Genomic DNA, 12,734 nt, shown 5'->3' on the forward strand with positions numbered 1-12,734 from the left:
CCACTCCACCACACCCGGGACCGACAGCGGCGATCTCTATCCGGCGTCGGAGTCCGCTCCCCCGCGCGCGGCGGCGTCGAAGGCGCGCCGGTTGCCGAGGATGGTGCGCTGGTGCTCGCCGACCCAGTCCCCGAGGGTGAGCGCCACGGTCTTCAGCGACTCGCCGAGAGCGGTGAGCTCGTACTCCACCCGGGGCGGGACCTCGGCGTGGACGGTCCGGGCGACGAGGCCGTCCCGCTCGAGCGCGCGCAGGGTCACCGTGAGCATGCGACGCGAGATGCCGGGGATGATCTGCGAGAGCTCGGTGAACCTCCGCCGCTCGTCCCCGAGGACCCCGATCACCAGCAGTGTCCACTTGTCGCCGATGCGGGAGAGGAGCGACCGGAACAGGTCCGGGTCGTCGCTCGTACAGAGCTCGGCCATCGTCGGCATCGACGCGCTGAGCCGCTCGTGCAGCGCGACATCGGTCTCGTGCCGGGGCATCCGTCCTCCTCCGGTTACCGCCGGGTAACGGGAGCTCGTTTGCGGTAACGAAGACCCGGCGAGCAGAGTTACCGATCGTAACCATAGCCCGGCCGCAGCGGTCGGACCGATCGAAGGAGCGCCATGACCCTCTTCCGCCTGGATGCCAGCATCCGCACCGAAGGCTCCACGAGCCGCGCCCTGGGCGACCTCGTCGAGGCCGAGTGGAGCGCCGCCCACCCCGACTCCGCCGTCGTCCGGCGGCACATCGGCGTCGAGCCGATGCCGGCCACCGCCTGGTCCGACGCCGTGACGGCGTCGATGACGCCCGAGTCCGAGCGCACGCCCGGCCAGCGGTCCGCCGTCGCGCTGGCCGCCGAGCTGACCGACGAGCTCGCCGGTGCCGACGCGCTGCTGTTCGCCGTGCCGCTCTACAACTTCGGGGTCTCGCAGCACTTCAAGTCCTACGTCGATCTCGTGGTGACGGACCCGAGAATGGCGCCCGGTGCGGAGCCGGTGACGCGCGGCATCTCCGCCGTCCTCGTGACGGTGCAGGGCGGAAACTACGCCGCCGGCACCCCGCGGGAGGGCTGGGACCACGCGACCGCGTGGATGCGGCGCATCCTCGAGGACGTCTGGCAGCTCGACCTCGAGGTCGTGACCCGCGAGTTCACGCTCGTCGGCGTGAATCCGGCGCTCGACCGGTTCACCGAGATCGCCGACGACCTGAGGCGGCTCGCCGAGAGCCGCGCGACCGAGCACGGGCGCGCGCTCGCGGGGCTGCGGCGCGCGGCCTGAGCGAGGAGGGGCGGGGGCCGGGCGATCGCGCTCGTCGCCCTCCCGCTCTCGCCGGACGGGCGGCTGGCGCGATCGTCCGCCCGCTGGCGGCGGTGGAGAGGAGCGCGACGACCACCGCCCGTTCGAGACGCCGCGGCTCGATGGATCCGGGTCGTGAGTGGAAGGCTCATGTCGCGCATCGCCGCTACCGTGGATCCATGGCCGTGAACGAGAATTCCACCGCGCCGCTCGCGGTCTGGTACTTCGTGGGGGCGACTTTCGTCGCCGCCCTGCCGATGACGCTGTTCCCGGACATGCCCTGGCCGGCGCGACTCGGCAGTCTCGCTCTCGCCCTCGCGCTGATCGCAGGCGGCGGTCGGCAGCTCCGACGCGAGAGGCGCGACGCCCGCGGCCGAGCGGACCAGCCTCCCCAGGCATAGCCCTGGCAGATGTCGCATCCGCGCACGCCGGATGGTGATGACCACGGCGTCTGGCCTCAATGGTGTGCCGATGGCGTCGAGGCCGATCGCGTGAACGGCCGAGCACTATCGCCTCGGTTCACCAGCGGAGCAGAACGCTCTGACTGACGACGCGGTGATCCTCGTTCCCGCTCACTACGACGTCGTCTGGGCCGTCTTCCCGATCCTCAGCGTCGCTCTGCTCATCGTCTCGATCGTGACCCTGATCAGAACGAAGACCCTCACGGATGCTGCTCGGGTCGGCTGGACCGTCGTCGTCGTGCTGCTGCCGGTTCTGGGCTCGGCGGCCTGGCTCGTCACCCTCTGGGCGGGCCGCCGAAGTCGGCCGGCTGAGTAGCGCATACCTCGTCGGCGTTCGGTCGACAATCTGCGTGTGCGATGCGGGCGGCCGTTCGGACGCCGATCGTCAGAGTGAGGACCGAGGACCGCGCAGCAGGCCCCATCCGAACGAGCTCTCCGCGATGAAGTCCTGCAGGTCGCTCTGCACCGCGAGTGCGAAGTCGGCGAGGTCGGTACCGGGCTGCAGAGCGCGTGCCGATCCGCTCTCGCCGAGGATCTGCCAGTGGACGCGGACATCGCCGTCGTCCAGGCGTTCGTCCGCATGAAGAGGACGCTCCGACCCGTCGATGAAGAGGCGAGTGAAGGAGACGCGCAACGAGGCGCATTCGCGCTCGGTCAGCATCTTTCCGAAGACAGGACTCAACGCCTGACGGAGGGCTGCGTCGGTGACCACTGGTTCCCTCCCGAGTCGGCCTCAGTCTGGCACCACAGCGAAAGGGTCGGGATGCGAGAGAGATCTCCTCCGCTGGTGAGGAGACCGGTCTGCGATCCCCGCAGGGGCTGAGAGCGACGACCGCGATCAAGAGGGGCATGATCACCTCATGGGACGGATCCGGTTCAGAAGTCCAGGCTGGGACGACGAGGCCGACGTGGACGCACCTGTCGATCCGGATCGGGCTCGGTACGCCCGTGACGACGGTGCACGGTTCACGGCCGTCACTCTCACCTGCCTGTCCGTCATTCCGGCGACCCTTCTCACCGCGGCGTTCTTCCTCACGCGGCTCCCGCCTCTGGATCGCGACGATCACCCCGGGTGGACAGCGCCGAGTGCTGCGGTTCTGGCGCCGTGGCTGCTGTTGTTCCTGCTCCCGCCCCTGGTCACGGGGGTCCTCAGCCGTCTCGTCGGTGGCCGGGGCTCCTTCTCCGGGTTCCGGCACTACGCCGCCATCTGCTTCCTGGTGATGGTTCCGTTCATCGGCCTGTCGGCGCTGTCCCTGCTCGGGTAGGCGCTACCCGCCGCTCCCCGGAAAGGTCAGCACGGCGCTCACGGAGGTGATGACGGCCAGCACGCCGCAGACCGGCACAGCCCACCGAGGGCGGTAGGAGCCGATGACGAGGGCGGAGAAGGTCAGAAGCGCACCGACGCCGACGAGGGCGAACCACCAGATGAACGACCATTCAGGCCCCACGAGGCAGTCGACCGGCGGGTCGTTCACCTCGAGGAGAACGCTGCGGAAGGTGCCCGCGCAGCCGACGAGGAACAGCCGACTCGTCACGGTACCGACGGCGGCGAGGACCGTGCTGGTCAGCCCGCTGAACACGCCGATGAGTGCGAGGAGGGTCGCGAGGGTGTCGGCGGCCGTCGTCGGAGTCCTTCGGCTGAGCATGCGGGTCTCAGTAGCCCTTGCTCGCGGAGCACTGCTCGCTGTCGACGGGTCCGAAGTGCAGGACGTGCCCTCTGCCGTCGCAGAGCGGCAGCGCACCCGTCTCGATCGGCTGCCTTGCGAGAGGGAAGACGAGTGCGGCTCCCGACAGGAGCCGCCCATCCCTGACGGGACGAAGCGGGTCGCACGGCGAGACGGATCGGGTCGTACTCTCTCCCCCATGACGGACTACGCCCGACCCGCTGTCGAGGACCGCGTCTTCACCGACGAGAACGGCCGGCCCATCCCCTACGGCGACCGCTGGGAAGGAGGATCACCTCCGGACGAGAGCTACTCCGTCACCAGCAACACCGAGCGATTCCAGCCCCTCCACACGATCGCGGACGCCTTGATCGAGCACCTCGCGCGCACCTACGACGTCACGATCGAGGACGATCCGGCCCTCGCCTCCCGAGACGAAGCCGAGATCTCCTGGGCCGCCCGCGCCGTCCGCCTGACCCCTCGGTCGGCCGATGCCGCACCGCTGACCATCGTCTCCACCGTCTTCCCCGGCGTCCTCCTCCACGCCGGCGCACTGCACCGGTTCGAGTACCCCGTCTGCGGATGCGACGCCTGCGACGACGACTGGACCGCCCTCGCCGGCGACCTCGAGCGCACCGTCCTCGACGTCGTCGCAGGCCGGTACGAGGAGAGCATCACCGCCTACGACGACGGCGTCACCGTCGGCTACCGCATCGGAGGCGGCGGTGAGCTCGGCCTGTCGAGCGGCTACACCAATGACGAGGGCGTGCATCAGGTGACCAGCCACGACGGGCAGCAGCTGTCCGCACCCTGGAGCCGAGCATGGGAGGCCTGGCCGGAACGCCGGCGCTGACGCCGACGATCTGATGACGGTTGCGGCAGTCGTGGTGCGGGCAGCGCCAGTGCTTCGCTGACGCGCACGACGCAGGGACGTACAGGTGGAGTGACGTCCATCGACGTCACGGCCGCCATCTCGTTCAGCGCCGGCGGTCGCACCGACATCACGCCGAGCTCGGCCGGATCTGGTGCCGCGAAGGTGGTCGAGCTCCACGAGTCGTCCGTGCATCCCTACGGAGTCGTCCACCGAGCTGATCCAGGGCTATCGCTGCCCCTGATCGGACCGGGACGGCTCGGACGTACTCGAGGACGGCCCGAGCCGGCCGGCTCCCTCGGGGATGCTCTCGTACGCCTCGTGCTCGGTCCTGCTGCTGTGGCGGAGGATCGTGTCGAGGGTGGCCATGGGGAGATCGAGCTGATCGAGGAGTCGGACGATGACGAAGAGGCTGGGGTTGTCCTGGCCGCCGGTCTCGATGCGGCGGAGGGTGGCGGTGCCGATGTCGGCGCAGCGGGCGAGGTCTTCTTGGCGGATGCCGCGTTCGACGCGGGCGCCGCGGAGGTGTGCGCCGAGTCGTCGGGCGTCGTCGGTGGTCGGGCGGAGAGGTCGAGGCATGGCGGTCGGCCCTTCGGGTGGTCAGTCGGTCGGGGTGATCGTGCGGCGGGGCGCGTAGGCGCCGGCAGCGAGGAACGCTGCAGCGAGGAGAGCGACGACGAGCCAGAAGGCGTTGAGCAGTCCGAAGGTCTCGGAGAGAGCGCCGATGACAGGTGGGCCGGCGAGGTTGGCGAGGTAGCCGACAGAGGCGACGACGCTGACGCGAGCGGCGGGGTTCGGGCCGCTGTCGGCCGCGGCGGACATGCCCAGCGGGAACCCCATCGACACGCCGACCGCCCACAAGACCGTGCCGATCAGGATCAGCCAGGTGGGTCCGCCGAGGATGAACAGGACCAGACCGAGCACTCCCACGGAGGTGGTGATGCGGATCGTACGCACTCGGCCGATCCGGTCGACGACCGGTCCGCCGACGACGCGGGCGATGGTCTCCCCGACGGCGAAGAGGGTGAAGAAGAGCGCGGCGACGGTCTCGGTCCGGCCGTGGCCGTCGCGGGCGGAGAGGGACAGCCAGCTGTTCGCGGTGCCCTCTCCGAGCTCGGCGCCGAGCATGACGACGCCGATCAGCAGCAGCCGCCAATCGGCCAGGGTGCGCAGGCGCTGGCGCCAGCCAGGCGCATGGGCCTCGATGTCGGCCGGGCCGACCGCCGCGTCCTTGGGGAGGTAGCGGACGGAGAGGAGGCCGGCGGCGGCGATGAGCACCGCTTCCGCGCAGAACTGCCATTCGAAGCGCACCCCGAGAGCGGAGGCGGCGGCGCCGATGACGGAGCCGAGGATGGCGCCGGCGGACCAGGCCGCGTGCAGCAGGGGCATCAGGGTCTTCTTGATCGCCGTTTCGACGGCGGCACCCTGGACGTTGATTATCACGTCGAGCGAGCCGACGCCCGCTCCGACCGCGATGAACCCGGCGATCGTGGCGGGCAGCGACTGGGCGACGCCGGCGCCGAGGCCGACGACGGCGATGCCGGCGGCGATGACGAGGAGCGCGCCGAGGATCGCGCGGACGGGTCCGAAGCGGGCGAGCAGCAGCGCGGAGACGCTGAGCCCGGTGATCGAGCCGACGGTGACTCCGGCGAGGGCGACGCCGATCACGGCGTCGCCGATGCCGAGGGAGTCGCGGATGCTGGGCAGGCGAGGTCCCCAGGTGGAGACGGTCACGCCTCCCAGGGCGAACATGACCATGACCGCGTTGCGCCAGGCGGTCAGCGAGTGGCGGGAGGCGTCAACGGTCACGGTGGTTCTCCAGGGGGCGCGGGGAGCGGACGGGCGCCGGGGCGGCGGCGAGGTTCTGGGCGAGGAGGGAGACGGTGACGCCGACGACGACGAGCACGCACAGTCCCCAGCGCAGACTCGTCGCGTCGGTGAGGGCGCCGATGACGGGGCTGGTGACGAGGAAGCCGAGGCGCATCAGCCAGCTGACGAGGGTGACGCCGGCTCCGGCGCTGACGCCTGGGAGCGCGGCGGCGGCGGTCATCGCGCTGGGCACGAGGGTCGCGGATCCGTAGCCGGCGAGGGCGAGGCCCAGCAGCAGCGTGACGACCTGCTCGTGGGTGGTGACGACGAGCAGCGTGCCGGTGGCGATGAGGAAGCCGCCCACGCGGGCGACCGCGGCGCGGCCGAAGCGGCCGATGAGGAGGTCGCCGGAGAAGCGGCCGATGCACTGACTGCCGATCGTGACGGTGAACGCGAGCCCGGCGAGGGCGACCGGCATCCTCCCGATCTGCACTGCCGACATCGCCGCCCAGTTGTTCGCGACGTCCTCGAGCATCGTCCCGCCGATCGCGATCGCGATCAGCGGCAGAGCCGCCAGGAACACGACATTCCGCGCTCCCCCTCCACGCCCGCTCCCCGCGGAGTCCGCGGCAGGAGCGTCAGCCGCGTGACCCACGAACCGATCACCGACGATCACCAGGACGACGCCCGCGACGGCGGCCGCAGCGAGGAAGAGCCGCACGTCCATTCCGCTCGCCGCAGCGAGGGTGGCGATCGCACCGCTGGCGACACCGCCCAGGCTCCACAGGGCGTGCAGGGAGGAGAGGATCGAGCGGCCCGCGAGCTCCTGCACGCGGATGCCGGCGAGGTTCTGCGCGACGTCCACGATCGCGTCGAAGAACCCGATCAGGAAGATCGCGACGGCCAGCATCCACCCCGACGTCGCCCACGCGGCACCCGCGACCGCCAGACCGACCAGCACCGCCCCCGCGACGACCACCGACGTCGCACCGAAACGCGCGATCAGCGGGGCAGGCAGCGCGGAGGACGCGATCGCACCTACCGCGAACGACGCGACCACGATCCCGAACTCCGCTGCGCTCAGCCCCAGCCGCTGCGTGAGCAGCGGATACCAGGGAAGGAGCGCCGCGAACAGCGCCCCGTTGCTCGCGAACATGATGCCCACACCCGCCGGAGCTGCGAGCCCGGCCCTGCTTGTCCTCGTCATGGGATGCACCGTACGAACTAGAATGATCACGTGCAACGATCAGAACGTCAGAGAGTGATCATTCGTGCGGTCGACTCCGGAGAGCGGTCAGTGGGCGAGCTCGTCACCCTCACCGGCGCCTCCGCGATCAGCATCCGCCGGGATCTGACCGAGCTGGCCGAGCAGGGCGCGCTCCGGCGCGTCCGGGGCGGAGCAGCGCCCGTCACCAGCCGCGGATCGGAGTATCCGTTCGCGATCCGGCGCAGCGAGGACGCGACCGAGAAGACCGAGCTCGCGCGGACGGCCGCCGCCATGATCGCGCCCGGTGACAGCGTCCTCATCGACAACGGCACCACAGCATTGGCCGTCGCCGAAGAACTCGCCGGCCTCGGCATCACCGCGTTCGCGCTCTCCCTCTACGCCGCAGCCGCACTCGCGAGAACCCCCGGCAACGAGGTCATCGTCCCGGGTGGACCCGTCGGGCACGACGACCTCGCCTTCACCGGCGCCGGCGCCGCGGAAGCGATCCGAGCGATGCGCTTCGACTTCGCGATCCTCGGTGCCTGCGCCGCCGACCCCGACACCGGCCTCACCGTCGCTAGATGGGGCGACGCCGAGGTCAAGAGAGCGGCCATCGAATCCTCTCGCCGCGTCGTCCTCGTCTCCACACCGGAGAAATTCACCCGCACCGCCGCCCACCGCTTCGGAACCTTCCGCGACCTCGACACCATCGTCACCCTCCCGGACGTCCCACCCGCTGTCGCCTACGAAGCGAAAGAAGCAGGAGTCGCCGTCATCACGACGACCAGCGAGCAAGCGACCACGACGCACGGCCAGACCGGATGAGCATCATCTGGCTGAACATCCTCTGGCTCGCGATGCCGCGAGAAGCAGGCGCGGATCGCGAGTGAGCCCTGGCTGCCACTCCCGCAGGCGGAGCAGTCGTTGTCTCCGGCGCGCGGCCACGCCGCTCGCTGAGGGGAGCGCGATCCGGCCTCAACCGATGACCAGAGCGGTCCTCAGCGCCAGCACCCAGCTCGTGATGGAGCCCACGAGAGCCGCGGCTGTCAGGATCCACGCCCACCGAGAACCCGAATGTGCGCTCAGTCGCATCGTGACGAACACGAGAAGGAGGGTCGCCAGGGCGACGGGGAGAAGAGCCGGCCACACGACGTGGAACCCCGTGCACTGCGGCGGTGCGGACTCGTTGCACCTGACATCGAACCCGTCGAGAGCGAGGCCGGCGACGAGAGCGAGGAGAGTGACGGCACCCGCGATCACCGCTGCGGTCCTGAGCGAGTTCGTCTGCACGCCGTCACTCTCGGGCTTGCGAGTGAACGGACGGGGCGCCACCATCACTCTTGTCGACATCGCCGTTCGCACGCGCCGCCGGAAAGCTCCGCCGGATGCGGGAACCCGGCCCGAGGGCTGACGGCACGGTCGCCGCTCTCGGAGTCGTCGCGCTCCGTTCCCTCGCCGGAACGCCGATATCCGCGCTACGACGCTTCTCCGGCGTGACGGCCGACGCCGCTGTCGGGGACCGTCAGCGGGTCCGAGGCGAGCTCGACGGCCTCGCAGGAGCGGGACTCGGCCCCGCGACGGCTCCGCCTCTCCCCGCTCGGTACGGTGGAGGCGTGCCCGCCCGCCGTCCTCTCAGCCCGCTGTTCTGGGCCCTCGCGAACGCAGGGTCGCGCGTTCGCGTCGGATCTCCGCGCGGACTCCCGGACCCGAGCACGCCGCTGCCCGCCCCGACGGACCTGCGGATCCCGACGCGGCACGGCTCCGTCCGCGCGGTGGTGCAGCGCCCCGCCGTCGACGACCCGGACGCTCCGGTCGTGCTGCAGCTGCACGGCGGCGGTTTCGTCAACCGGTACCCCGAGCAGGACCTGCACATCGCCCGAGCGCTGGCGGATCGGCTCGGCGCCGTCGTGGTGCTGCCGGACTACGACACCGGCCCGCGCGTGCAGTATCCGGTCGCCGAGGAGGAGGCCTACGACATCGCCCGGTGGCTGCAGGCGGAGACCGGAGCGGGGTGGTCCGGGGATCGTCTCCTGCTCAGTGGCGTCAGCGCCGGGGCGAAGCTGGCGATCAACGTCTGCCAGCAGCTGCACACCGCAGCGCTGCCGGCTCCCCTGGCCGTCGCGCTCGTCGTCCCGGTGACGGACGTGATCCGCACGGACCGGACATCGGGCGTCCGCCGCCCGGCCATCAGTCCCTTCGTGCAGCGCTTCGTCGGGTGGGCCTACTTCCCCGACACCGAGCGCCAGCGGGAACCGCTCGCGTCTCCGTCCCGCGACAGCGCGCTGGCCGCGGCCATGCCGCCGACGCTCGTGCTGACCGGAGGGGACGACACCCTCGCCCCCGAGGGCGCCGAGCTCGCCGCGCGGCTCCGGAGCGGGGGCGTGCCCACGGAGCACCACGTGTTCGTCGGGTCGGACCACGACTTCGTCGCCGGACGCGATCGCACGGTGATCCTCGAGACGCTCGAGCGGATCACCGACTTCTTCGCCGTGCACCTCACGCCTCCTCCTCCCGAGGGAAGAACCGCCCGGTAGTCGACCGGCCCTCGGGCACGTCCTGTCGCAGCTCCGGGCGGCCCGCCCGCTGACGTCGCGGCGCGTCACGCGGTCCTGTCGGGGATCCCCTCCTCGGTGCCGGGAGTGACATCGGCGACCCGGGCTGCTCGGCCTCCTCCGCGGTCGTCGGCGCCGCACCGATCGCGACGCTCCCCAGCGGGCCGCACCGCTGTGGAACGTGATGGCCGCCGCCGCGCAGGACGACCCGGCCCTCGGCGAGGACCTCGCCCGGCAGAGCGCCGGACGCCTCGCCGATCAGCAGGCGTTCGCGCGACTCGTCCGCGGGCCGCTGCGGGACGGCATGACCCCCGAGGAGGCGGGCGACATCCTCTACGCCCTCGCCAGCCCGCAGCTGTGGAACCTGCTCGCCCTCGACCGCGGCTGGAGCCCCGAGCAGCTCGAGCGGTTCCTCGGGAACGCCCTCACCCGCCTGCTCCTCCCGGAGGCACACTCCGGATCTCCCGAGAACCCCCCGCACTCCCCCGAGCACCACCCCGAACCGACCTGACCGAGGAGCCGACGTGGCCACCATCCTGCTCTGCAGCACTCCCCTGTACGGCCACCTCGCACCCCTGATCGCCCTCGGGAGGCGTCTCGCCGAGCGGGGTCACCACGTGATCGTGCTGACCGGCTCCTCCTTCGAGGAGCGCGTGCACGACGCGGGCCTGCACCACGAGCCGCTGACGGGGCGCGCCGACTTCGACGAGCGCGACGAGGCGAGCTTCCTGCCCGATCTGCACCGGCACCGAGGTCTGGCGCTCTCGCGCTACCAGGTCGAGCAGACGTTCGTCGTGACCATCCCGGAGCAGCACCGTGCCGTCCGCGCGATCCTCGACCGCGAGCGGATCGACCTCGTCCTGACCGACTCCTTCTTCGCCGGCATCCTGCCCCTGCTCGAGGCGGACCCGGCGTCGCGACCGCCGATCGTCGGCGTCGGCATCGGCCCCCTCGTGCAGGTCAGCCGCGACGTGGCCCCGTTCAACACGGCGCTGCCCCCGTCCTCCACTGCGATCGGGCGGCTGCGGAACCGCGCCCTGAACCTCCTCGTGGCCCACCTGCTCTTCGCGTCGACCCAGAGGCTCGCGGCGCGGCTGGTCGAGGAGGCGGCGGGTGTGCCGCTGCGCACCTTCGTGCTCGACCTCACCGCGGCGTTCGACCGCTTCGTGCAGCTGGGCCCGGCGGAGTTCGAGTACCCGCGCACGGACCTCAGCCCGAACGTGGTCTTCGCCGGACCGATCCCGCAGGCTCCGGGGGCGACCGCTCTGCCCGACTGGTGGGCGGACCTGCACGACGGTCGCCCCGTCGTGCACGTCACCCAGGGGACCCTCGACAACCACGACCTCGCGAAGGTCGTGCGCCCCACCCTCGAGGCGCTCGCGCACGAGGACGTGCTCGTCGTGGTGAGCACCGGCCGTGCACCGCTCTCCTCCCTCGGCCCGCTCCCGGCGAACGCCCGCGCCGCCGAGTTCCTGCCCTACGAGCAGCTGCTGCCCCTGACCTCCGTGATGGTGACCAACGGCGGCTTCGGCGGCACCCTCCTGGCCCTCAGCCACGGCGTGCCCCTCGTGGTCGCCGGCGCCGCGGAGGACAAGCCCGAGGTCGCCGCCCGGGTCGCGCACTTCGGCGTCGGCGTCGACCTGAAGACCGGGCGGCCGTCCGTCCCCGCGCTGCACACCGCGATCACCGCCGTCCTGCGCGACGCCTCGTACCGCGAGCGAGCGGTCGGGATGGCGGCGTCGATCTCCCGGTACTCCGCGCTGGACACGATCGTCGACGAGGTGGGGCGCCTCCTCCGCCCGGAGCGGAACGGCTGAGACGGGTCCGCGCGGACGTCCGGAGCGGGAGTCCGTCCGGCACCGGCCGGGACGGCCGGCCGTCCCGAGTCGGCGGAGGATCTCGCGCCGACGGGCCTCCTGTCAACCGACGTCCCTTCCGAGAACTGCGGTCGTAGCGTCGGGGCCGGAAGCTCCACCGGTCGCCCGTCCCGATCCCCCCGCGACTCGACCGGAGCTCCCGTCTCCGCACTCCGCTTCGGAAGAGAAGGACTCCCCCCATGATCGACAGCACTGACACCGACCGCCTCACCGGATCCACCGTCTACGACTCGGACGGCGACAAGATCGGCTCGGTCGAGCAGGTCTACGTCGCCGACGACTCCGGCACTCCCGTCTGGGCGACCGTGCGCACCGGCCTCTTCGGCACCTCCGAGTCGTTCGTCCCGCTCGAGGGCGCCTCGTTCGACACCGACCGCCTGACGGTCGCCTACGACAAGTCCTTCGTCAAGGACGCCCCGCGCATCGACGCGGACGGCTCTCTGAACGCCGACGAGGAGGCCGAGCTCTACCGCTACTACAACCTCAGCGGCGCGGCCGCGGCCCCCGAGACCGACAACGTCGACAGCGCCGCCGGCTTCGACGCAGCGGCCGCCGGCACCGGCACCACCACCGGCGTCGACACCTCGGTCGGGCACGACACCTCCGGCCCCACCACGGACGACGCGATGACCCGCTCGGAGGAGCAGCTGCGCGTCGGCACGGAGCGCGTCGAGGCGGGCCGGGCGCGCCTGCGCAAGCACATCGTCACCGAGCAGCAGAGCGTCACCGTTCCCGTCAGCCACGACGAGGTCCGCGTCGTCCGCGAGCCGATCACCGACGCGAACGTCGGCGCCGCGACCGCGGGCCCCGAGCTCAGCGAGGAGGAGCACGAGGTCGTGCTCGGCGAGGACCGCGTCGTCGCCGCCAAGGAGACCGTCCCCGTCGAGCGCGTATCGCTCGGCACCGAGACGGTCACCGAGCAGCAGCAGGTCACCGAGGACGTCCGGCACGAGGAGATCGAGGTCGAGGACGACGGCGTCACCCCGCGCCGCGACCGCGACGGCCTCTGATCCAC

At 71.4% G+C, this 12,734-nt stretch carries 17 protein-coding genes; 10 read left to right on the forward strand and 7 right to left on the reverse strand.

Annotation, left to right across the window (positions count from 1 at the left end):
- Positions 1 to 36: 36 nt before the first annotated feature.
- Positions 37 to 423, reverse strand: a complete 387-nt coding sequence (locus tag HRK28_RS16910; protein ID WP_244231843.1) for a helix-turn-helix domain-containing protein — start codon at positions 421 to 423, stop codon at positions 37 to 39.
- Positions 424 to 606: 183 nt separating this feature from the next.
- On the opposite strand from HRK28_RS16910, the gene HRK28_RS16915 reads away from it, so the two are divergent.
- The 3 genes from HRK28_RS16915 (at position 607) to HRK28_RS20290 (ending at position 2,055) form a co-directional block, all read left to right on the forward strand.
- Positions 607 to 1,260, forward strand: coding sequence for an FMN-dependent NADH-azoreductase (locus HRK28_RS16915; protein ID WP_173252480.1), 654 nt, complete (start codon positions 607 to 609; stop codon positions 1,258 to 1,260).
- A gap of 197 nt (positions 1,261 to 1,457) precedes the next feature.
- Positions 1,458 to 1,679, forward strand: a complete 222-nt coding sequence (locus tag HRK28_RS16920) for a hypothetical protein (RefSeq protein WP_173252481.1) — start codon at positions 1,458 to 1,460, stop codon at positions 1,677 to 1,679.
- A 154-nt stretch (positions 1,680 to 1,833) separates the two neighbouring features.
- A complete protein-coding gene (locus HRK28_RS20290) occupies positions 1,834 to 2,055 on the forward strand; it encodes a PLDc N-terminal domain-containing protein (protein WP_173252482.1) in 222 nt (73 codons plus the stop codon).
- 69 nt (positions 2,056 to 2,124) lie between these two features.
- Here the strand turns inward: HRK28_RS20290 and HRK28_RS16930 are convergent, their stop codons facing one another.
- On the reverse strand, positions 2,125 to 2,451 hold the full coding sequence (locus HRK28_RS16930; RefSeq protein ID WP_173252483.1) for a hypothetical protein: 327 nt from the start codon (positions 2,449 to 2,451) through the stop codon (positions 2,125 to 2,127).
- A 196-nt stretch (positions 2,452 to 2,647) separates the two neighbouring features.
- On the opposite strand from HRK28_RS16930, the gene HRK28_RS16935 reads away from it, so the two are divergent.
- Complete coding sequence (locus tag HRK28_RS16935) at positions 2,648 to 3,004, forward strand: hypothetical protein (protein WP_173252484.1); 357 nt, start codon at positions 2,648 to 2,650, stop codon at positions 3,002 to 3,004.
- A 3-nt stretch (positions 3,005 to 3,007) separates the two neighbouring features.
- On the opposite strand, the gene HRK28_RS16940 is transcribed toward HRK28_RS16935, so the two are convergent.
- Positions 3,008 to 3,385: a hypothetical protein gene (locus HRK28_RS16940; protein ID WP_173252485.1), complete on the reverse strand. Its 378-nt coding sequence runs from the start codon at positions 3,383 to 3,385 to the stop codon at positions 3,008 to 3,010.
- Positions 3,386 to 3,602: 217 nt separating this feature from the next.
- On the opposite strand from HRK28_RS16940, the gene HRK28_RS16945 reads away from it, so the two are divergent.
- Positions 3,603 to 4,256: a DUF6226 family protein gene (locus HRK28_RS16945; RefSeq protein WP_173252486.1), complete on the forward strand. Its 654-nt coding sequence runs from the start codon at positions 3,603 to 3,605 to the stop codon at positions 4,254 to 4,256.
- 246 nt (positions 4,257 to 4,502) lie between these two features.
- On the opposite strand, the gene HRK28_RS16950 is transcribed toward HRK28_RS16945, so the two are convergent.
- Genes HRK28_RS16950 through HRK28_RS16960 form a run of 3 tightly spaced genes read right to left on the reverse strand, consistent with a single transcriptional unit; the run spans position 4,503 to position 7,290 of the window.
- On the reverse strand, positions 4,503 to 4,853 hold the full coding sequence (locus HRK28_RS16950) for a helix-turn-helix domain-containing protein (RefSeq protein WP_173252487.1): 351 nt from the start codon (positions 4,851 to 4,853) through the stop codon (positions 4,503 to 4,505).
- A 21-nt stretch (positions 4,854 to 4,874) separates the two neighbouring features.
- Positions 4,875 to 6,083: an MFS transporter gene (locus tag HRK28_RS16955; RefSeq protein ID WP_367948464.1), complete on the reverse strand. Its 1,209-nt coding sequence runs from the start codon at positions 6,081 to 6,083 to the stop codon at positions 4,875 to 4,877.
- Positions 6,073 to 7,290, reverse strand: a complete 1,218-nt coding sequence (locus HRK28_RS16960) for an MFS transporter (protein ID WP_173252488.1) — start codon at positions 7,288 to 7,290, stop codon at positions 6,073 to 6,075. Before HRK28_RS16960 ends, HRK28_RS16955 begins: the two co-directional genes overlap by 11 nt.
- Positions 7,291 to 7,344: 54 nt before the next feature.
- Between HRK28_RS16960 and HRK28_RS16965 the strand changes: the two genes are divergently transcribed.
- Positions 7,345 to 8,115 (forward strand): DeoR/GlpR family DNA-binding transcription regulator, encoded by a 771-nt coding sequence (locus HRK28_RS16965; RefSeq protein ID WP_367948479.1) that lies wholly within the window; start codon positions 7,345 to 7,347, stop codon positions 8,113 to 8,115.
- 150 nt (positions 8,116 to 8,265) lie between these two features.
- Here HRK28_RS16965 and HRK28_RS16970 read toward each other — a convergent pair whose 3' ends face one another.
- Complete coding sequence (locus HRK28_RS16970; RefSeq protein ID WP_173252490.1) at positions 8,266 to 8,580, reverse strand: hypothetical protein; 315 nt, start codon at positions 8,578 to 8,580, stop codon at positions 8,266 to 8,268.
- Between the two features lie 323 nt (positions 8,581 to 8,903).
- Here HRK28_RS16970 and HRK28_RS16975 point away from each other — a divergent pair, with 323 nt between their 5' ends.
- The 4 genes from HRK28_RS16975 to HRK28_RS16990 all read left to right on the forward strand — a co-directional run bounded on the left by HRK28_RS16975 (position 8,904) and on the right by HRK28_RS16990 (position 12,729).
- Entirely contained in the window at positions 8,904 to 9,824 is a 921-nt protein-coding gene (locus HRK28_RS16975) for an alpha/beta hydrolase (RefSeq protein WP_173252491.1), read from the forward strand.
- Between the two features lie 202 nt (positions 9,825 to 10,026).
- On the forward strand, positions 10,027 to 10,353 hold the full coding sequence (locus HRK28_RS16980; RefSeq protein ID WP_173252492.1) for a hypothetical protein: 327 nt from the start codon (positions 10,027 to 10,029) through the stop codon (positions 10,351 to 10,353).
- 13 nt (positions 10,354 to 10,366) lie between these two features.
- Positions 10,367 to 11,659, forward strand: coding sequence for a glycosyltransferase (locus HRK28_RS16985; RefSeq protein WP_173252493.1), 1,293 nt, complete (start codon positions 10,367 to 10,369; stop codon positions 11,657 to 11,659).
- 239 nt (positions 11,660 to 11,898) lie between these two features.
- Positions 11,899 to 12,729, forward strand: coding sequence for a DUF2382 domain-containing protein (locus HRK28_RS16990; RefSeq protein ID WP_160089493.1), 831 nt, complete (start codon positions 11,899 to 11,901; stop codon positions 12,727 to 12,729).
- The last annotated feature ends 5 nt before the right edge of the window (positions 12,730 to 12,734 follow it).

It is taken from the genome of Rathayibacter sp. VKM Ac-2835, assembly GCF_013266705.1.
GTDB lineage: Bacteria > Actinomycetota > Actinomycetes > Actinomycetales > Microbacteriaceae > Rathayibacter.

What these genes read in the sequence shown, in the direction of transcription:
- HRK28_RS16910 (WP_244231843.1), bottom strand. Translation starts at nt 423, where the DNA reads ATGGCCGAGCTCTGTACGAGCGACGACCCGGACCTGTTCCGGTCGCTC.
- HRK28_RS16915 (WP_173252480.1), top strand. Translation starts at nt 607, where the DNA reads ATGACCCTCTTCCGCCTGGATGCCAGCATCCGCACCGAAGGCTCCACG.
- HRK28_RS16920 (WP_173252481.1), top strand. Translation starts at nt 1,458, where the DNA reads ATGGCCGTGAACGAGAATTCCACCGCGCCGCTCGCGGTCTGGTACTTC.
- HRK28_RS16940 (WP_173252485.1), bottom strand. Translation starts at nt 3,385, where the DNA reads ATGCTCAGCCGAAGGACTCCGACGACGGCCGCCGACACCCTCGCGACC.
- HRK28_RS16945 (WP_173252486.1), top strand. Translation starts at nt 3,603, where the DNA reads ATGACGGACTACGCCCGACCCGCTGTCGAGGACCGCGTCTTCACCGAC.
- HRK28_RS16950 (WP_173252487.1), bottom strand. Translation starts at nt 4,853, where the DNA reads ATGCCTCGACCTCTCCGCCCGACCACCGACGACGCCCGACGACTCGGC.
- HRK28_RS16960 (WP_173252488.1), bottom strand. Translation starts at nt 7,290, where the DNA reads ATGACGAGGACAAGCAGGGCCGGGCTCGCAGCTCCGGCGGGTGTGGGC.
- HRK28_RS16980 (WP_173252492.1), top strand. Translation starts at nt 10,027, where the DNA reads ATGGCCGCCGCCGCGCAGGACGACCCGGCCCTCGGCGAGGACCTCGCC.
- HRK28_RS16990 (WP_160089493.1), top strand. Translation starts at nt 11,899, where the DNA reads ATGATCGACAGCACTGACACCGACCGCCTCACCGGATCCACCGTCTAC.